This is a genomic window from Citrobacter europaeus (assembly GCA_020099315.1).
Classification (GTDB): Bacteria; Pseudomonadota; Gammaproteobacteria; order Enterobacterales; family Enterobacteriaceae; genus Citrobacter; species Citrobacter europaeus.
In genome coordinates, this window is the sequence record CP083650.1 from 4911390 (window position 1) to 4931086 (window position 19697).

A 19697-nucleotide genomic window follows, 5' to 3' on the forward strand; every position below is an offset into this window, starting at 1 on the left:
GGCCTCCGGTTATTCCAGGGTGAAGGTGATCTCTTCGTCTTTCAGCTTTTGATCGCTAAGTTCATCAAACTCTTCGTCACGCTCGGTCACCGGTTTCTTCCACAGCGACAGCATGACGCCGCAAATCACCGTGCCAATCCCCAGCGCCAGGCAAAACAGCAGCGGATGCGTAAAGAGTGGGACCACGAACATGCCGCCGTGCGGTACCGGGCTTTCGACGCCCCATACCATTATCAAGCCGCCCGCTATCGCCGAAGCTACCACGCAGGACCCCACCACGCGCAGCAGGTCGCGCGCCGCAATCGGAATAACCCCTTCGGTTATCATGCAGATCCCCATCGGGAATGCCGCTTTCAGCGCCTCGCGCTCCGCACGGGTGTATTTGTGACGCGTCAGCAGGAAAGAGAGCGTAATGCCAAACGGAGGGATCATCGAACCGACAAACTTCACCGCTTCCGGACCGTACACACCGCTGACCAGCATGCCGTCAGCAAACAGCGACATGGTTTTATTCACCGGGCCGCCAAAGTCGAATGTCGCCATTGCGCCGAGGATAGCGCCCATCAGAAAGCGGGATCCGCCCTGCATGGACTCCAGCAGATGAATTAGCGCGTCCTGCAGCCAGGCTATCGGCTTGCCAATCAGCATCATCATCAACAGGCCGCCAATAACGGTACTCAGTACCGGCAACACCATGATGGGCATCAACCCCTGCATCGACTGTGGCAAACGGATATAGCGTTTGAGCAGCAGGACGGTATAACCGACCAGAAACCCGCCCAGCATCCCGCCGATAAAACCGGTATGAATTTCTCCGCAGACAAAGCCGACAATCAGGCCCGGCGCGAATCCGGGACGATCGGCAATGGAGTACGCAATCGCCGCGCTAATCAGCGGTACGATTAACCCCATTCCCCAGCCGCCAATCTGGTTGAGCATCCAGGGTATGGTGCCTGTTTTTTCACCCACGTTAGTGCCGCCAAGTATTTGCCCGAGAGCAATACAGATCCCGGCGGCAACAATTAACGGGATCATCCACGAAATTCCCGTTAATAAATGTCTTTTTATTTCCTGAGATAGCGGAATTTTATTTTCACTCATGTGAAATCCCTCCAGAATGAGGATCGCTACTGGTTAGTATTAACTAATGATTTTTCGACCTTTTCAAGAAACTGAATCGGCGATTTTATGACGATTTCGGTTTTCACTCGCACAATGCGTTTATTTGAAAAGCGCTCCTCCCCTTTTATTTTTACATCGACAGCAAGAATCACGACATCAGCCGCAGAAATATCCTCTGCCAGCAGTTCGTTCTCCGTGCCAATGGTTCCCTGGGTTTCTACTCTTATATTATGGCCAAGCGCTTTAGCACCTTTAATTAACTTTTCACGAGCAATATAGGTGTGCGCAATACCCGCCGTACAGGCGGCGACACAAACAATATTCATAACATGCTCCACTTTTTTATTTAGCAAACATTGGATTCAGCATATTGGCTAAAAAGCTCAATAATTTTCTGTGGACTGCTTTCGACTAACAGTTGTTCAATAATATCGTCATCCGCCAACGCGCCGGCAACCTGCGAAAGCAGACGAATATGGGTGGTGTTTTGATCTTCAAGGCGTACGGCAAACAGAATGATGCAGCGCACGTTGCTGCCATCCAGGGTTTCCCAGGGAATGTCCTGGCGGGTACGACCAATCGCCAGCGTAGTATTAACCACCGCCGAAGATTTCCCGTGCGGGATCGCAATATGATTTTCGAAGCCGGTCGAACCTTCTGATTCACGCAGCCAGACATCCTGAATAAATGTTTCCCGACAGCTAATTGCCCCATCTTTTTGCAGAATATCCGTCAGTTCCTCAATAGCCTCCGTTTTGTTTGTGGCCTTCATGTCCAAAATAACGCGATTTGTATTGAGTATTTTCGTGATGTCCATCAATCTTACCTCATGGAGTTCAGACATTAATTTGCAACGACCAGCGACGTCGCCCGATGTAATTTTTCCGTAATAACCGTTTCTGTTACCCGCTTAATATCCGCATCATTGAAGAAGGCAGTGACATACACGACCGGGATGGCAACGGCAGGTAAATTGATCGTCGATACCACCAGTTCAATATCGTCCGTCAGTACGGAGGGCAGGCTGCCTGCCGACACCACGCCAACGATGGTCCAGTCCGGAAAGGCGCGCAAAATGCGGCTTTTGAGTAAGTGAGAGGTGCCGATACCGGTTGAGCAGACCAGCAGCACGCGCTTTCGTGCTATCTGCCGCTCCATTGCGGCCTGAAAATGCACGGTTAAATATCCCACCTCATCTTCCGACACGGCCCGCTCGCCCCAGCCGCTAAACACCCGATTTACCGCACACTGAGTCAGACGCCAGACATCCTGTAACTCGCCTTTAATGTCCTCCAGCAGGGGATTACGAATACGGATCTGGTAGTTCAGGCGGTTAATCAGCGGCTTAATGTGGATCAGCAATCCGTCGTACAGTGCAGTGTCCTGGCTAAGATCGCTGTCAACCATTTCGGCGAAGGTGGCAATCAGCCGCTGGGTAATTAAGCGTGCTTCGTCGCTGGAGTGCATATGGCCAATCACGCTCACATCGTTATGTTCCTCAATCACTACACCGGAGGAGATAATGTATTGATAAATAAACCAGACTTCGTCTTCCGGTAGCGGATGGGCAATACGTTTTTCGATATGCTGAATCATACGGCTGGCAATGGAAAAAATGTTCTCGTCACATAAAGTGATGTTTTCTTCTTTTCTCGCAAGCGCGTTGCCCCGCGTGATGCGGTACATCATGATCAGAATATGAGTAAAGATATTGACGTAATAAGGCTCACCCAGCGACCAGCACAGATCGTTCTCCATTTCCTGCAACAACGTCTGGACAAATAAAACGTCTTCTTCGCCAAAGTAATGCACTAACGCTTTATAACTGCCCGGGTCAAGGCGTGAATAAACCACGTTACCAGGTTCATTATGGTTAATCACACCGTTAATCAGCGACGCCATCGCCTGACGCACGCCGCTCTCACTGCCTTCGATGTGCGTACCGCTTTGGCTGCGAATCAGCGACAGGCCCAGCGGAGTGATCCAGGACTCAATCACTTTCAGATCGTTAACAATCGATGCGCTACTAATGAAATAGCGTTCGGATAATTTGCTGATCGACGTTTCATGTGGCGTTTCACTTAATAGTTGGGAGGCTATTTTGACTCGTCGTGAATTATTCATCATGCCGTCAGCATCTTCACCCTCCGCCCCTAATAACTGATCCAGATATAAAAGATCGGTAATATTATCGGCAATTAATATCACGCCCGCACCGGTACGTTTATCAATGGTTATTTTCCATTCCGCTAACCATGATTCCAGTAGCCGTAGATCGCGCTGGACTGTTTTCTCTGAAACAGATAAATATTCGGCAATTTTCAGCAGTGTGACATATTCCTTCCGGGACAGAAGAAATTTTAATAATCTGTTTTGTCGCGAGGTAATCATTTGCATTATTTACCCTTATTACATACCAGATTAAATATCTATACCCGTCATACTTCAAGCTGCATGTGCGTTGGCTTTTCTGGCTCACCCCAGTCACGTACTTATGTACGCTCAGGGGATTCGCTGCGTTGCCGCCTTCCTGCAACTCGAATTATTTAGGTTATAAAGAAGCATTTATGCTCCACGTGTATTCCGTGATGATAAATATAAGAGGACTACGATGCGCCAACAATACTAAATCGTGTCCTGTATTCCGGACAGAAATAAGACAAAAAGGGGAAATAGTGAGATATTTACGGCGCAGATCACATTTTTCGCGGGAATTAGAGTGATAACGCTCGCAAATATGGAGATATAAAATTTTAAATCAGGATGTTTTTGATTTTCAGATCTGGAACGCTGCTCGCAGCGTGGGCCGGATAAAACACATCCGGCACCACGTAGACTGAATTTACAGGGTAATCGTCAGCACATCTTCACCAGGCGTGATGACCATTCCCCACTCGCTGCCCGCAGATGAACCGCCCATCACGCCGCTGATCTGCGCAATATTACGCAGGCACAGCGTCCAGTTACGCGCTTCGCCACTCCCTTGCACGGTGATGGTATTACCCGCACGCGTCGCCTTCAGCGTGAAGATAACCGAACCGTCAGCCGCCGGGACTTCACAAATCGCTTCCCGGCCCTCCTGCAGATGGAACAGCTGGAAGGCGGTCCCTTCGTGCCAGGCGTAGTCCGGCTTCTGATTATTGCGCCCCAGCGCCAGCAGGGTGTTGTCGCGCACATACACCGGCAGACTCAGGAAGTCATGCCTCTGTTTATGCCAACGGCTGCCCGCCACCTCGTCGTTATGCCACAGATGCGTCCAGCGTCCTTCCGGCAGGTAGAACTGCACATCTCCTGCCTCGCTAAACACCGGCGCAACCATCACGCTATCGCCCAGCATGTACTGGCGATCGAGATAATCACACGCCGGATCGTCCGGGAACTCCAGCATCATTGCGCGCATCATCGGCGTGCCTTGCTCATTGGCGCGTGCCGCTTCGCGATACAGGTACGGCATCATACGGCATTTCTGTTCGGTGAAGTAGCGCACCACATCGCAGGATTCGTCATCGTACGCCCACGGCACACGGTAGGATTTACTGCCGTGCAGGCGGCTGTGGCTGGAGAGCAGCCCGAACGCACACCAGCGCTTGTAGACGTGCGCCGGGGCGGTATTCTCAAAGCCGCCAATATCGTGGCTCCAGAAGCCAAAGCCGGACAGACCGATAGACAACCCACCGCGCAGGCTTTCGGCCATCGATTCATAGTTGGCGTAGCAGTCGCCGCCCCAGTGCACCGGAAACTGCTGCGCGCCCACGGAGGCCGAACGGGCGAATAGCACAGCCTCTTCTTCACCGACGGTTTCTTTCAGCACGTTCCACACCAGTTCGTTGTAGATGTAGGCATAATGGTTGTGCATTTTCTGCGGATCGGCACCGTCAAACCACTGCACGTCGGTGGGAATGCGTTCGCCAAAGTCAGTTTTGAAGCAGTCAACGCCGATATCCACCAGATCTTTCAGCTTGTTGGCATACCACTCGCAGGCTTGCGGATTGGTAAAGTCATAAATCGCCAGACCCGGCTGCCATTTATCCCATTGCCACAGGGAACCGTCCGGACGTTTGAGCAGATACCCTTTCTCTTTCAATTCATTGAACAGCGGGGATTTCTGACCGATATAGGGGTTTATCCAGACGCAGACCTTCAGCCCTTTCTCCTTCAGGCGACGGATCATGCCTTCCGGGTCCGGGAAAGTCGCCGGATCCCACTCAAAGTCGCACCACTGGAAGGCTTTCATCCAGAAACAGTCGAAGTGAAAGACGTGCAGCGGCAAATTGCGCTTGGCCATGCCGTCGATAAAGCTGTTCACCGTCGCTTCATCATAATTGGTGGTGAACGACGTGGTCAGCCACAGGCCGAACGACCAGGCGGGCGGCAGCGCCGGACGACCGGTAAAGCGGGTATAGCGATCCAGCACCGCTTTCGGCGTTGGGCCGTCGATGACGAAATACTCCAGATACTCGCTTTCAACGCTGAACTGCACTTTCGACACTTTCTCAGAGCCGATTTCAAACGACACGCATTGCGGATGGTTCACCAGCACGCCGTAGCCGCGGTTGGTGAGATAAAACGGGATGTTCTTGTAAGACTGCTCGGTACTGGTGCCGCCATCGCGGTTCCAGGTTTCCACCGTCTGGCCGTTACGTACCAACGCGGTAAAGCGCTCCCCCAGCCCGTACACCGTTTCCCCAACGCCCAGATCCAGGCGCTCAAACATATAGTTTTTCCCGCTGTGGGTATCCTGGACATAGCCGTTATTTTTCAACTGGCTGCCGGTAATACGTGCCCCGTTACGCAGGAAATCCAGCGACCAGAACTCACCTTTGGTGACCCGCACGCTCAAATTACCGCTCTTCAGTTCGGCAAATTCAGCGGTGTTTTGCATCTCGACGTTGACGTCCTGCCGCACGTTCAACGGGTAGTGCGGACCGTTATCCAGCGCGCCCTGGAAGTGTTCCATACGCACGCCAACCACGCCTTCCTGCGGCGAGAAAAAGCGTAGGGTGAAGAGTGGGGTATCCAGTTGCCAGGTACGTTCACGCACGTCACGCGGCGCAACGTAGACGATCATCTCGTTACCCTGCTGTTCGACCTCGAATACCTGAATCGGGTGAGTTAAATTCAGGCCAGGTTGCGTCAGCCAGTTACCATCGCTAATTTTCATCGTCAGTTCCTTAGTTCTGTAATTCTTTCGTCGTAAAATCCTGCTGATTGCGGCGCGCGCCCTGAGCCAACTGGCTCATAATTTCCGTCAGATACGGCGTTTTCAGGGTATAGAAGCGTTTGGCGATCACGGCACTCAGCAGGTAACAAATAGCCGGGACAATCGTGAACAATGCGATAATGATGCTGATGGTGGCGCTGTTCTGGGTTTTCGCTGCGGCATCGTAACCGCCGCCCGCCAGCATCCAGCCGATCATCGCCCCACCGAGCGCCAGACCCAGCTTGAGCACGAACAACGTTCCCGCAAAGCTGATCCCCGTCAGACGTTTTCCGTTGCACCACTCGCCGTAATCAACGGTGTCGGACATCATTACCCACTGGATGGGCGTCACGAGCTGATGCAGTACACCAATCACGAAGATGAAGACGAACATGGTGATGTTGGCGTGCATCGGCACGAAGAACATCGCCAGACTGACGACCGCCAGCAGGGCGTTCGTCCACCAGAAGACGCTGACTTTGCATCGCCAGTCGGTCAGCGGTTTTGCCAGCGCAGAGCCGATCAGGTTGCCGACGCAATAAGTGGTGAGGAAGGCGACAAACACTTCCGGCGTGCCCAGGATCCAGGTGACGTAATACATCATCGCCCCGCCGCGAACACAGACGGCCAGGATGTTGAGGATGGTCAGCAGGCCGACAATGCGCCACTGGTCGTTTTGCCAGATGTCGCGCAGGTCTTCACGCATTGAGGTGCTGCTCGGCGGCGCTTCCACACGTTCTTTGGTGGTGAAGAAGCAAAACGCCAGCATCAGGAACGCCACTACCGAGAGCACGGCAATCCCGCCCTGGAAGCCCAGCGCTTTATCTTCGCCGCCAATCAGATTCACCAGCGGCATCATCAGCACGGTGGAGAGCATGCCGCCCGCCGTCGCCAGCACGAAGCGCCATGATTGCAGGGAGATGCGCTGCGTCGGGTCATTGGTGATAACACCGCCCAGCGCGCAGTAGGGAATATTCACCACGGTATAAAGCAGGGTCAGCAGCGTGTAGGTGATGGCGGCATAAATCATTTTGCCGTGCAGGCTGAGGTCTGGCGTACTGTAAGCGAGCACACAGACCAGACCAAACGGCAGAGCGCCAAACAGCACCCACGGACGGAATTTCCCCCAGCGCGACCGGGTACGGTCGGCCAGTAGCCCCATGCAAGGGTCTGAGATAGCATCCAGTGCGCGGGCCAGCAGAAACATGGTGCCGACAAATCCGGCAGGAATACCAAAAATATCGGTATAGAAAAACATCATATATAACATGACGTTATCGAAGATAATATGACTGGCGGCATCACCCATGCCGTAGCCGATCTTCTCTTTAACAGACAGAATCTCACTTTTCATTACGCATCCTTGTTTGCACTTTCTCACGCGCTGGTACCGGTTACAGCTTTTGTAAACCATCCCTGTGGGCGCGGGTATTCCGATATCTCGTTATCAAATTACGATTCTTGTTTTCTGTGATCGGGGTAGCGTCAAAAAATAATCATCACTGTAACTTATGGATTTCGTAGGGATTTATTTGAAACGGGTCATGGTAACGTGAAACGGAAGTTAAAAAAGTGAGTGAGGGGGTGTGGAAACGTTTGGAAGTAGCTATAATGCGCCCCGCCTCCATGTAGCAATCGAGGCGCGGAAGATCGTCATCTCCGGTGAGGTGGCTGGACTTCAAATCCAGTTGGGGCCGCCAGCGGTCCCGGGCAGGTTCGACTCCTGTGATCTTCCGCCAAAATGCTTATATCATCCCAGCCATTTGCCCTATCCTCTCACCATATATATGCTTTTATAATTCTCGCCCAAAATCTCTAATTCCATTTATTTTTATCGAGAATCTCATATGAGTACAGCCCTTACGATAATGGCTATTGCAGCTACAGTAATTAGTCCATTATTAGCCATTCAGACACAGAAATTTATAGAAAGATATTACCAAAAAAAATCATTGAAAATTGATATATTCAAACAGCTTATGGCTACCAGATCTCAGAATGCAAGGTTGTCCAGTGAGCATGTTCGTGCATTAAATATGATTGACTTAGCATTTTATGGAAAAATAAAAAGAGGAAAGGCCAAGAGAAGCGCCTCTGAGAGCAATGTCTTATCCTCATGGAAGCTTTATTTTGCACATTTGAATACATCTTATCCAGATAATGATAATACATTAGGTGCCATATGGAACCAAACAAGCAACAATCTTTTTCTGGACTTGCTTTCAGAGATAGCAAAAGATATTGGCTATGATTTTGAGCGAGTTCAATTACAAACAGCTATATACTCACCTGTGGCCCACGGGGCAATAGAAAACGATCAATTAAAAATTAGACAGGGGTTAGCTGCAATATTCTCAGGAGAAAATGCTTTAAAAATGGAAATTATAAATATTCCCGGAAGGCAGGAGCATTAATCCACTCACCTCTTCTCTTCAGGCTCAGCATCCAACCTCACCAACGCCTTTCGTCCCAGGGTTTTGAGCCAATTCCCTAAACTCATTCCTTCAGACTTTACGCCGGCCTACGGGCGGCACGCAACAAGTGACAACATTGCGGCTTTTTATTGCAGTTGTTCGGTTTTACCGAACAACTGCAATAACCACCATCTTCAATACGTAAAAAAGCCGCCGATAGGTTAATCAGCGGCTTTTACATTACAGCATTACATTAGAAATTATATTTCACGCCGAGCATACCGCGGGTATCGCTGTAGCCTTTATCGCCGACCTGTTGGGCCACATTGCTCCATACGTTGAGACGCGGAGTAATTTGACCCTCAACGCCGACTTTCAGCTCGCCAATGTTTTTGGTGCCGCGCATATCGTTGCTCACATCGTCCATTTTCACGCTGGTTGTCTGCGTATTGTGGATCCAGTTGGCTTCAACAAACGGCTGGAACTCGCGAGATTTACCGTCGTCGATGGCATTGTGACCGTTGATAAAGGCTTTTACCCCCAGACGGGTCATCAGGTTGCCATCGGTGTTGTCCCTCACGCGGGTACCGTTCGCTTCGCGGTGGCTGTCGGCCTGCACATCCATCCACACCACCTGCGCTTTCGGTTGCAGCCAGTAGCTATTGCGCTCGTTTTCACCCAGTTTGAAGCTGTAACCGGCTTCAACAGAAGCGGTTATCCCGCTGGATTTGTATTTCTCTGTCGCCTGTTCCTGGCCCATCACTTTGTTATCAAACCAGTTGTACAGCGCCCAGGTATCCACGTAGGTACCGGTCTTGTCGGCGTCATTGGCATACCATGTGCCGTACAGTCCCACGCTGTAACCGGTGACCTGACCACGTGAATGGTACCCGGTCAGGCTGGACTGCGTGCGGTTCTGGCTATTGGCATAACCTGCCATCGCGCCAAGATGCCAGCGGTCGAGACCGTCGCTACTCCACTGCGTCAGATCGCCGCCTAACTGCAAGACATAGCTGTTGCTTTGGGTTTTCAACTGTCCGCTACCGTCTTTGAAGCGGGTATGCGCTCCAACGTTACGCATCCACAGGCTGGTGACTTTTTTCTCGCCCGTCAGCATGTCGATGTACTGCGTTTCACCCAGACGGTCGTGCAGTCGGGTCATAAACAGCGTGTTAGCGGCGTAATTGTTCGCCAGATAACTGCCTGCTTCCGGGCGGTACTGCTGCTCAGTGACAGGAGGCGCAACAGGTTCTTCCGGCTCAGGGATAATCGGGTCTACAGGATCGACGGGGTCTGGATCTACTGGACCTGGGTCAATAGGGTCAACCGGATCCGGGTCAACGGGGTCGGGGTCGATGGGATCAACCGGGTCCGGATCGACGGGGTCCGGCTCTTCCGGATCAGGCGGAGCCGGAATAAAGCTGGTCAGATACCAGTTGCTGCCCTTCTGCACAACGTTATAGTCGTACGCTCCGGCAACAATACGGCCCGCTTTCTCAAAAGTACCGTCAGAATTACCGACCACTTCGATGATCTCAATGCCTTCAACGGTCTGCGCCCCGGTTCCGCCAATATTGTTCACCGCTACAAACGCGTTACCCGCGGTGTCGCCGAGCACTTTCAGCTTGTCGGTTTCGGAGGTATCGTCATTCAGGACGGTATTGAAAACCAGTTTGCCGCCGTTTCCGGTAAAATCTTCATTGATGGTAAGCGTCTGCCACGGTTCACCGTCAGCATGCCCAAAGTTCACCACTGACCCGCTGTTCAGCGTCAGGTCGGTGAGCGTTGAGCTGTTGGTCATATTCCAGGTCGCGTCGCTCATTTGCAGCGAGATAACGCCCGTCCCGGCAGTGGCGCTGGTGATGTATGACGCCCCGCTCCACAACGAGTTGTCGGTCATGTTGAGCTTAATGGTACTGTTTTGCTGCGGCAGGCTGCTGGTTGCAGCAGTCGCGCCGGCGGCGTGAAGATCGCCATCGATAAGAAAGCGCCCACCAGCGGAGCCGTCTACGGTGCCGCCCGTTTCGGTGCTGATCGCATAGCTTTCATTGCTGTGATTGCCCGCCATGGTAATGGCGGCACCGCCTGCCAGGTTTATCGCCCCGCGTGAAGTCGCATACAGACCGCGTGGCGCTTTACTGTATGACGCCGCTTTCGCCGAACTGTTGACGTTGATTGTTGCATTTTCGCCGAGATTTACGGTCGCGTTGGTGGAGTAGACCGCATGTGCGCTAACGCCATTGACCGTAATCGTCGCGTTGTTGCCCAGTTCTGTTTTGGAAGACGAGGCGGCATAAATCCCCGTGGAAGAGGCACCCGATGTCTCAATAGTGGCGTCATTGCCAAGCAGGATCGAGGAACCGCTCTGCCCGGTGCGAAGACCTTCTGAACTGTCACCTGTCGTCACAATGTGTGCCCGGTCGCCAACGACAATCGTATTTTTGGCCTGCGTGGCGTCTTTCATTGCGTTTGCAGTGATGCCACGTCCTTGGGTACCAGTGGTCTGAATATACAGATCGTCGCCGACATAAATGCTGGCCGATCCTTTCCAACCCTGGCTATAGGAGTTGTAACCGGCGTTAATACCGTCACCATCCTGACCGTCCACATAAATGCTGGTGCGGTCGCCTGTAATGATAAAGACTGGGTTATCAGGCGTATTGGCCCCATGCGTGCGGATACCGTCAACATCTTTACCATTATTGGCGGCATTCTTCGACTGTGTGCGAATCGTCAGGTCGTCGCCGAAAATAACGCCCGGGCTACCCGTGGTACTATTCTGAATAACGGTAACAGAGTGCTCAAAAGCTTCAGCACCGGGTCCATTAATCGTTAATCCATTGCCATAAACGGGAATAGTACCCGCACTCCATTGATAAACATAATTCGGCATGGCGCTGGTTTTAGCGAAATTGGCATTTGCCTGCGCAGGTATTATTGCCTGCAACTCTGGGGGCAAACTACTAACCAGTCCGCTGGAAGGAAGACTATCAACGTCAACCCATGCCGCATGGCTTGAAAATACCATAGAGGTTAATGCGGCTGAAACCGCTATGGCAATACGAGAGTAAGATTTGGGATTTGGCATATTAGCCTCCTGCTATCAGGCGTAGAGCGTCCACCACATCGCAAGGATGTGAAAATAATAAAAATCAGAAATGCGTTATAAAATATTCGACAATATTTGATGAATACTATGGCCTAACTTATCTTCAAGCCTGAGCTTGTAGACATATATTTTCTTAATATCGATATTATCTATTTTGGTAATTTGCTGAATACTTTTTCCTGACACAAAGCGCTTCAGTAATATCATTTCTGTGTAATTGAGTGAGCGTCCGCGTTTACTGTTAGCGAGGTGACCGGTAAATAATCGGCGAATTTTCTGACGCTGAACCTCATCATCATCATCGGAATATATAATCCCTTGAATTTTATTGCTTTTTGACAACCAGTAGTTGGCTAACGGCGCCAGGTTCCTGTCTGCTATCAACACAATATGCATACCGCTATAGGCCAGGCGGTCTACCCATTGCGGGTCGGCGAACAGGCGCAGATTCGGGAAAGAAAAGTCCACAAAAATAAACCCGCGCGACAAATGGTTTTGATTATTAAGCAGAAGTTTTTCAATAATTCCTTTTTGCAGAAAGCCATTTCCCTCTGGCCAGATCGCAAAAGCGGCACGGTGACAGTAGCTGGCGCGAACCGCAGTATCCGGAAATAATTGACAGGATAATTCACAGCTTATGCAACGAACACTCTGTGACGGTGATCTCTTCATCAAAAATGACTCCTGTTATTTTTCCATAAATATTTCATTGGTAAATAAATGTGTCAATCCGACACGTTTGACATTCCTTGTCAGTTAATAACAGTGGTGCTAATAAAATGTAATAAACTCCTGATGTGCTATTATGTATGGGCTGTGATTAATACGATTGCGCTAAGCTTTTTTGTGCCTTACCTCAGAATTACAGCCTAAGCATTAGGAATTTTATGCATAAATTCAGATTCCAGGATAAAACAGTAAAAAAGCACTATTTGCTAAAAAACAACCGATGTAAACGATACTCATTAATTACACAATACTGATAACTCAATCACCCTTGAAGTGCTGTGGATAAATATAATGATAATTCAGATAAAACTGTAATGAATTCTCATTATTTAACATTAGTTAATTCTCACCTAAGAACTGAAAAGCATAAGTCATTGTATTTAAAGAATTTTAATTCCTTAAGTAAAATTCTTATCTTCGATCACGTACAAAGAGTGAGGCATATTTTCGATTTGGATGTAAAATTTAAGGGAGATGTTGGCACACGCGGTGATACGTTGTGGTTACTGAGGGTTGGCAATTGTACCTTATCAATCAGTTGGTCGAATTTAATCCTGATAGCAAAAGTCTGGTCAATCGTCAGACCGGGCGGGCAATACAACTTCAACTCCCAGCCTCACTTTGTTTTCTCTATTTAATTACTCACGCAAGTGACATTGTTTCGCAGAGCACGTTGATGAAAGTAGGTTGGGGCGAGAGAAATAATGTGACCACCACCAACACATTTTACCAGGCTATTCTGACGCTACGTAATGCGCTGGCGGATGTGGGGCTACCACGAGATACGGTGAAAACTATTTCCCGGCGCGGGCTCAGATTAAATGAAAATACGCAGGTAGAGGCAATAACGCATCCTGAGAGTGACGTTTACCAGCCGCCGGTTATAGAGGATTACGCGCCCCCAAAGATAATTCCTCCCGCGCCTCAACAAACGACGCGGGTACCCTGGTGGGACATTATTTTTAGCGCTGGCATCGTTATTGCCACCCTGCTTATCTGGCTGGTGTGGTATCAAACACGTCCTGTTATGCCGTTTAGTAAATTCGTGTCGGTTTCTATGCAGGTCCCCTCACGACAAAACTGTAAAATCTTTTACTCACCGAATGAGCACGATCAGGAGAATTATTTCAATCTGATGCAGTTGCATCCCTATCTCTGTGAAAACAACAAGCATGTGTTCCTTTCCGGCTACCGAAAAGCGGAGAGGATTGTGGCATTTGTCTGTGATAAAGATGCGCGGGTAGATGCTCACGCGTTTTGTACCACCCATTATTACTGGATGCGCGGGCAATGAAAAAAACACGCCACCTTATTTTGCTGGTGATCGGCCTGGCGACATTACTCGGCTCAGGTGGATGGCTATGGCATTCACGCTATGCCGAAAAACCGCTAAATTGCGTTGGAAATGTTGAATGGAATATTGGCAGCAACCGCTTTGCCGGTACGATTTCATTCCGAATGTACAAAGATGCAGGGCTATCGACCATTACCGGAAAACTGTACGGACGTAATATCTCAGACATTAGCAGGAACATCTATTTCAACTATACCAGGCAGCACGAAGCCCGAGTGCTACAGGCGATGCAGGTGGTCAAAACCTTTGCTGATAGCGCCGATGAAGCTGATATTAACAACACATTACCCGGATTTTATCGCCAAAGCGGACGAACCCTAAGCCTGGTCATGGAGGAGTATAAGGGCGCATGGATTTTTGCCAGCTCCAATGTACCCTCGCTGTACTGCCGCAAAAGGTAACGTCATATCCGGATACAAAAAGCGCGCCTCCCCAATGGAATTCATATTTTCCATCATCGACTTACGCGACATGGGTCACTGAATCCACTAATAACCCATTGCTATTCTTCATCCCGAATCAGGAAACATCCTGAATACCACGATATCCATTGCGTAATAATTAAGCGAAATGGGCGTTTTATTTTGCCCAGAAGACTTCAACCTACAGATGGATATTTGGAGAAGACGTGGGCAGGGGCGTTTATCTCTCTCGCGAGCAATGTCTGAGCGTTCAGGCGTTATCGCACTTCAGGAAACGGTGTGTTTCCGGTGTATTTTTGGCGTACATATGAGGGATACGTAATGTTTACTTTTAAAAAGTGCCTGATTGCACTTTCTATAAATTTGGCCGTTGTTTCATCAGGTTTTGCCTGTACGACCCTGCTGGTCGGTAACGAAGCATCAGCGGACGGCTCTATGCTGGTAGCCCGTAGCGCAGACAGCGATGCCCTAAAAGCACAGCATTTTGTCATTCATCCGGCAAAACAGAATCAGACCGGGGTATACAGTACCAAAGCACATAACGGTGCGAATGACTTTACCTGGCCGCTCCCCAAAAACTCTCTGCGTTATACCACCGTTCCAAACTGGAAAACTCAACTGCACGGCGCGACCGGATTTAACGAGCTGGGCGTTGGCGTGAGCGGCACAGAATCTATTTTTGCCTCACCAAAAGCGCTGGCCGCCGACCCGTACGTTGAGGATAAAGGGATCACCGAAGACGATATTCCAGATATTCTGCTGTCGCAGAGTAAAAACGCGCGTGAAGCCGTGGCGCTGCTGGGCCATATCGTTGAGACCGTCGGCGCAGGTGAAGGCTTTGGCGTTGCCGTCGTCGACGATAACGAGATCTGGTACCTGGAAACCGGCAGCGGCCATCAGTGGATGGCGCAGCGTCTGCCAAATAACCAGTATTTTGCCACCGGTAATCAGGGCCGCTTACAGGATTACGATCCGAAAAACCCGGACATGATGGCGTCAAAAAACCTGATTCAATTTGCGACTGAAAAAGGTCTGTACGAACCAACAAAAGATGGCAAATTCAACTTCTCCAAAGCCTATACCCGTGATGATGAGCGCGATCGCACGTATAACGATCCTCGCGTATGGACCATCCAGAAAGAGTTCAATCCTTCCGTAAACCAGGATATGGCCAAAGGGCGTGAATTCCCGGTCTTCATGACGCCAGAGAAGAAAATGACGCTGGACGATGTGAAGGCCGTACTGCGTAATCATTACGAAGGCACCAGCCATGACCCCTACACCAACGGTCTGAACGGCAAAGAACCATGGCGTCCGGTCAGCGTCTTCCGCACCTATGAAGCGCACGTTATGCAGGTCCGTCCGTGGTTGCCAAAAGAGATTGGTGAAACGACCTACATTGGTCTGGGCATGGCCGACCTCACCGCTTTTGTTCCGTACTACAGCGGCCTGAAAGCGTATCCGGCAAACTACACGATGGGTAGCGACAAAGCGGACGATCAATCCATTTACTGGAAATACCGCAAGCTACAGACGTTGACGATGACTGATTATCCGAAGCTCGCGCCAATCGTCAAAAAAGCCTACAAAGCGTGGGAAGACAAAGTGGCGAAGGAGCAAAAAGAGGTCGAAGCAGAGTACCTGAAGATGGCCAAAACTGATAAACCAGCCGCCGATAAGATGCTGAATGACTTCAACCTGCGCATCATGGCCGACGCCGAGAAGCTGACGGAAGACCTCACTAATCAGTTGTTTACCATCCGCACGAAAGACATTCAGTCTGATATTTTCTTTGCAAACGCGGCGAAAAAAGACTGAGTAACAACGCGATAATATTCTGGCGCAAGCGCATATTAGCTTTGCGCCAGCATTTCACACCGCGCCTTCACCGCGTCGTGCAGCAGACGGACCGCCGTCGAAAGCTGCTTCCGATGCGGGCAAATCATATTCAGCGGGACTTTCTCCCCCTGATAATCCGGCATCAGCAGTTGTAATCGACCGTCACGCACATCCTCGCTGACATCCAGCCACGACTTGTACGCCACGCCTTCTCCGGCAATTGCCAGCCGTCGAATAACTTCCGCATCGTCGCTCATAATGGTGCCGTTAACCTGTACACTGCTGACCTCGCCGTTACGCGTAAACGTCCAGCGATCGTGCAGGCGGCCGCGTAATACGAAGGTCATGGCGTTGAGCTGAGTTAAATCGTCCGGGGTTTGCGGCGCGCCGTTTTGCTTAACCCATTGCGGTGATGCCACCAGCACGCGTCGATTACCCGGTGCAACGGGCAGTGCAATGTAAGACGCGTCTTCAATGTTGCCATAGCGAAACGCAACATCGACGGGATCTTTAAAGACATCCGTCACCTGGTCAGAGAAAAAAATCCGCAGGCGCAGCGCGGGATAGCGGCGTCGAAACGACTGAAAGACGGGCAGCAGCAGGTTACGACCGAGATCGGAAGGCACGGCGATTTGCAGCGTGCCTGACACTTCATCTTCCGGGGTCTGAATTTTTTGCAGCCCGGCATGCATCACGTCCAGCATCTGGCGAGCATAGGGCAGCCAGACCTCGCCCTCCGGCGTCAGGCGCAGGCTGCGCGTGGAGCGGGCGAACAAGCGGATAGCCAACGTAGACTCCAGGCGCTTGATAGCAGAACTGACCTGGGCAGGCTGAACCCCGACTTCACGCGCGGCATCGCTAAAACTATTCAGCGCCGCGGCGCGGACAAACAACGTGAGATCTTCAAGCCGGAACATTTTCACTCCCCGAGTATAAGTCCTGTCGCCGTACGGCTATTTTTCCCGTTCTGCTACCGGTTTACCATCACATTATTCAAAAGATATACCCTAAATAATTCGAGTTGCATGAAGGCGGCAAGGGAGTGAATCTCCAGGAGCATAGCAAACTATGTGACTGGAGTGAGCGAGCGCAGCCAACGCACATGCAGCTTGAAGTATGACGGGTATAAAAGATTCCTGTGACCGGAGAGATTATGAAAGCCATCGCTATTACCCGCGCCGCGACCGACGGCAATAACATTGAATTTTTACAAGAGATTGATCTGCCCATGCCAGTCGCCACCGGGCACGATCTGCTGGTTGAAGTGAAAGCCATTTCCGTCAACCCCGTTGATACCAAGGTCCGCGAAGGTTTTAACGCTGATGTGCCGCGCGTGCTGGGGTGGGACGCTGTTGGCGTGGTGAAGTCCGTGGGTGAAGCGGTCACTCTGTTCGCACCTGGCGATGAAGTCTGGTACGCCGGTGCGCTGGGTCGCGCTGGCAGTAACAGTGAATTTCAGTTGGTTGATGAACGTATTACCGCGCTGAAGCCGCAATCACTGGATAATGCTTCTGCGGCGGCGCTGCCGCTAACCGCCATCACCGCCTGGGAAATGCTGTTTGACCGTCTGGGTATTGCGGAAAACGACAATGAAAATGATGTGTTATTGATTGTTGGCGCGGCTGGCGGCGTCGGTTCTATCCTGACGCAACTGGCCAGTAAGTTGACCAAAATGACCGTCATCGGTACGGCATCACGTCCACAGAGTCAAAAATGGGTACGTGAAGCGGGCGCTCATTATGTAATTGACCACAGCAAACCGCTGACGGAAGAGCTGACACGGATAGGTATTAAAGAGGTGACGCACGTTGCCAGCCTGAACAATACCGAACAGCACTATTCGCAAATTATTGCCGCCCTGGCGCCGCAGGGCAAACTGGCGCTGATTGACGATCCGCAATCCCTCGATGCGCGTCCGCTGAAAGCCAAAAGCATTTCGCTGCACTGGGAGTTTATGTTCACCCGTTCAATGTTTACCACCCATGACATCATTGCGCAGCATCAGCTATTGACCCGCGTAGCACGGTTGATCGACGACAATATCCTCCGCACCACGCTGGGCGAGCATTTTGGCGCGATCACCGCGGCGAATTTGCAAAAAGCCCACACGCAAATTGAAACCGGTCGCTCGGTCGGCAAGATTGTGCTGGAGGGGTTTTAATATGTCTGATTCAGAAGTAATTTCAATTATTGCGGTACTGAAAGCCAGACCGGGGAAAATCGACGCACTGAAACACGCGCTGCAGGCCCTGCTGCTGCCCACGCGCCGGGAGCCAGGCAATATTGAATATGCCCTGTTCCAGCTACGCGACACGCCGGATGTGTTCTACGTACGCGAATCCTGGCGCGGCCAGGCCGGTCTGGACGAACATATCGCTTTGCCGCATTTCCAGACGTTCATTCTGCAAATGAACGATCTGCTCTCCGAACCACTACGGCTGGATTATCTGACGCCGATTGCACCTTGATATTATCGCCAGCCCCCTGCCGAGTGGGGGGCGTTGTCAGCCATGCCTCCCTCGCTTCGCTATCTCTGCTATGATGCCTGCACACAAATAAAACAAAACAACATGCCGAGGAAAAGATGAGTTCCACCAGAAGAGGGATGATGAATGTCCTGATTGCCGCCGTATTATGGGGAAGTTCAGGCGTTTGCGCGCAGTACATCATGGAGCAAAGTCAGATGTCGTCGCAGTTTCTGACCATGACGCGCCTGATATTCGCCGGGCTCATTCTGCTGATGCTCTCTTTCGTTCACGGCGACAAAGTGTTCTCCATAATTAAAAACCGCAAAGATGCTATCAGCCTGCTGATTTTCTCCGTAGTCGGGGCGCTTACCGTCCAGCTAACTTTTCTGCTGACCATCGAAAAATCCAACGCCGCCACCGCGACGGTGCTGCAATTTTTGTCACCGACCATTATCGTGGCGTGGTTCTCCGTGGTGCGCAAAGCGCGACCGGGGATTTTAGTGCTGACCGCGATCTTCACCTCGCTTATCGGCACCTTCTTACTGGTCACCCACGGTAACCCGACGTCGCTATCAATCTCACCTGCCGCGCTGTTCTGGGGAATTGCCTCGGCGTTTGCCGCCGCGTTTTATACTACCTACCCTTCAACGCTCATCGCGCGCTACGGCACGCTGCCGGTCGTCGGCTGGAGTATGTTGATCGGCGGGATGATCCTGCTGCCGTTTTATGCCGGGCAAGGCACTAATTTCGTGGTGAATGGCAGTTTGATTCTGGCGTTTTTCTATTTGGTGGTTATCGGCACATCGCTCACGTTTAGCCTGTACCTGAAAGGCGCGCAGATGATTGGCGGACCGAAAGCGAGCATTTTAAGCTGCGCTGAACCGTTGAGCAGCGCGTTGCTGTCCCTGCTGCTGTTAGGCATTACCTTTACCCTGCCAGACTGGCTGGGCACGCTTTTGATCCTCTCTTCGGTAATACTTATCTCAATGGACTCACGTCGCCGCGCCAGAGCGGTTTAACCTCAACCAGCGCGGCAACGG

At 51.1% G+C, this 19697-nt stretch carries 16 protein-coding genes and 1 tRNA gene; 8 read left to right on the forward strand and 9 right to left on the reverse strand.

Translation table 11 applies throughout. The annotated features are described in order from the left end of the window. Positions 1-9: 9 nt before the first annotated feature. The 6 genes from LA337_23035 to LA337_23060 all read right to left on the reverse strand — a co-directional run bounded on the left by LA337_23035 (position 10) and on the right by LA337_23060 (position 7676). A complete protein-coding gene (locus LA337_23035; protein ID UBI15989.1) occupies positions 10-1101 on the reverse strand; it encodes a PTS fructose transporter subunit IIC in 1092 nt (363 codons plus the stop codon). Positions 1102-1127: 26 nt separating this feature from the next. Beyond that, positions 1128-1448 carry a PTS fructose transporter subunit IIB gene (locus tag LA337_23040; protein UBI15990.1) on the reverse strand — a complete coding sequence of 107 codons (321 nt, stop codon included), beginning with the start codon at positions 1446-1448 and terminating at the stop codon, positions 1128-1130. 20 nt (positions 1449-1468) lie between these two features. After that, positions 1469-1939 carry a fructose PTS transporter subunit IIA gene (locus LA337_23045; protein ID UBI15991.1) on the reverse strand — a complete coding sequence of 157 codons (471 nt, stop codon included), beginning with the start codon at positions 1937-1939 and terminating at the stop codon, positions 1469-1471. Positions 1940-1965: 26 nt separating this feature from the next. Then, positions 1966-3519 carry a PRD domain-containing protein gene (locus LA337_23050; GenBank protein UBI15992.1) on the reverse strand — a complete coding sequence of 518 codons (1554 nt, stop codon included), beginning with the start codon at positions 3517-3519 and terminating at the stop codon, positions 1966-1968. A gap of 445 nt (positions 3520-3964) precedes the next feature. Continuing rightward, positions 3965-6283, reverse strand: coding sequence for an alpha-xylosidase (gene yicI, locus LA337_23055; protein ID UBI15993.1), 2319 nt, complete (start codon positions 6281-6283; stop codon positions 3965-3967). A gap of 10 nt (positions 6284-6293) precedes the next feature. Beyond that, positions 6294-7676, reverse strand: coding sequence for a glycoside-pentoside-hexuronide family transporter (locus LA337_23060; GenBank protein ID UBI15994.1), 1383 nt, complete (start codon positions 7674-7676; stop codon positions 6294-6296). Positions 7677-7966: 290 nt separating this feature from the next. Between LA337_23060 and LA337_23065 the strand changes: the two genes are divergently transcribed. After that, positions 7967-8061: transfer RNA gene (locus tag LA337_23065), tRNA-Sec, on the forward strand. Between the two features lie 108 nt (positions 8062-8169). After that, positions 8170-8736 (forward strand): hypothetical protein, encoded by a 567-nt coding sequence (locus tag LA337_23070; GenBank protein ID UBI15995.1) that lies wholly within the window; start codon positions 8170-8172, stop codon positions 8734-8736. Between the two features lie 253 nt (positions 8737-8989). On the opposite strand, the gene misL is transcribed toward LA337_23070, so the two are convergent. Both misL and LA337_23080 read right to left on the reverse strand, forming a co-directional pair. Then, complete coding sequence (gene misL, locus LA337_23075) at positions 8990-11824, reverse strand: intestinal colonization autotransporter adhesin MisL (GenBank protein UBI15996.1); 2835 nt, start codon at positions 11822-11824, stop codon at positions 8990-8992. Between the two features lie 75 nt (positions 11825-11899). Beyond that, positions 11900-12517: a helix-turn-helix transcriptional regulator gene (locus tag LA337_23080; GenBank protein ID UBI15997.1), complete on the reverse strand. Its 618-nt coding sequence runs from the start codon at positions 12515-12517 to the stop codon at positions 11900-11902. Between the two features lie 556 nt (positions 12518-13073). Between LA337_23080 and LA337_23085 the strand changes: the two genes are divergently transcribed. From LA337_23085 to LA337_23095, 3 genes are all read left to right on the forward strand, one after another. Next, positions 13074-13868 carry a winged helix-turn-helix domain-containing protein gene (locus tag LA337_23085; GenBank protein ID UBI15998.1) on the forward strand — a complete coding sequence of 265 codons (795 nt, stop codon included), beginning with the start codon at positions 13074-13076 and terminating at the stop codon, positions 13866-13868. Further along, a complete protein-coding gene (locus LA337_23090; GenBank protein ID UBI15999.1) occupies positions 13865-14329 on the forward strand; it encodes a hypothetical protein in 465 nt (154 codons plus the stop codon). Before LA337_23085 ends, LA337_23090 begins: the two co-directional genes overlap by 4 nt. Positions 14330-14671: 342 nt before the next feature. After that, positions 14672-16168 (forward strand): C69 family dipeptidase, encoded by a 1497-nt coding sequence (locus LA337_23095; protein UBI16000.1) that lies wholly within the window; start codon positions 14672-14674, stop codon positions 16166-16168. A 35-nt stretch (positions 16169-16203) separates the two neighbouring features. Here the strand turns inward: LA337_23095 and LA337_23100 are convergent, their stop codons facing one another. Further along, entirely contained in the window at positions 16204-17106 is a 903-nt protein-coding gene (locus tag LA337_23100) for a LysR family transcriptional regulator (GenBank protein ID UBI16001.1), read from the reverse strand. Positions 17107-17342: 236 nt separating this feature from the next. On the opposite strand from LA337_23100, the gene LA337_23105 reads away from it, so the two are divergent. From LA337_23105 to LA337_23115, 3 genes are all read left to right on the forward strand, one after another. Beyond that, positions 17343-18350: a zinc-binding alcohol dehydrogenase family protein gene (locus LA337_23105; protein ID UBI16002.1), complete on the forward strand. Its 1008-nt coding sequence runs from the start codon at positions 17343-17345 to the stop codon at positions 18348-18350. A gap of 1 nt (position 18351) precedes the next feature. After that, positions 18352-18657 (forward strand): antibiotic biosynthesis monooxygenase, encoded by a 306-nt coding sequence (locus LA337_23110; protein UBI16003.1) that lies wholly within the window; start codon positions 18352-18354, stop codon positions 18655-18657. A gap of 116 nt (positions 18658-18773) precedes the next feature. Beyond that, positions 18774-19676, forward strand: coding sequence for a carboxylate/amino acid/amine transporter (locus LA337_23115; protein UBI16004.1), 903 nt, complete (start codon positions 18774-18776; stop codon positions 19674-19676). Positions 19677-19697: the final 21 nt, after the last annotated feature.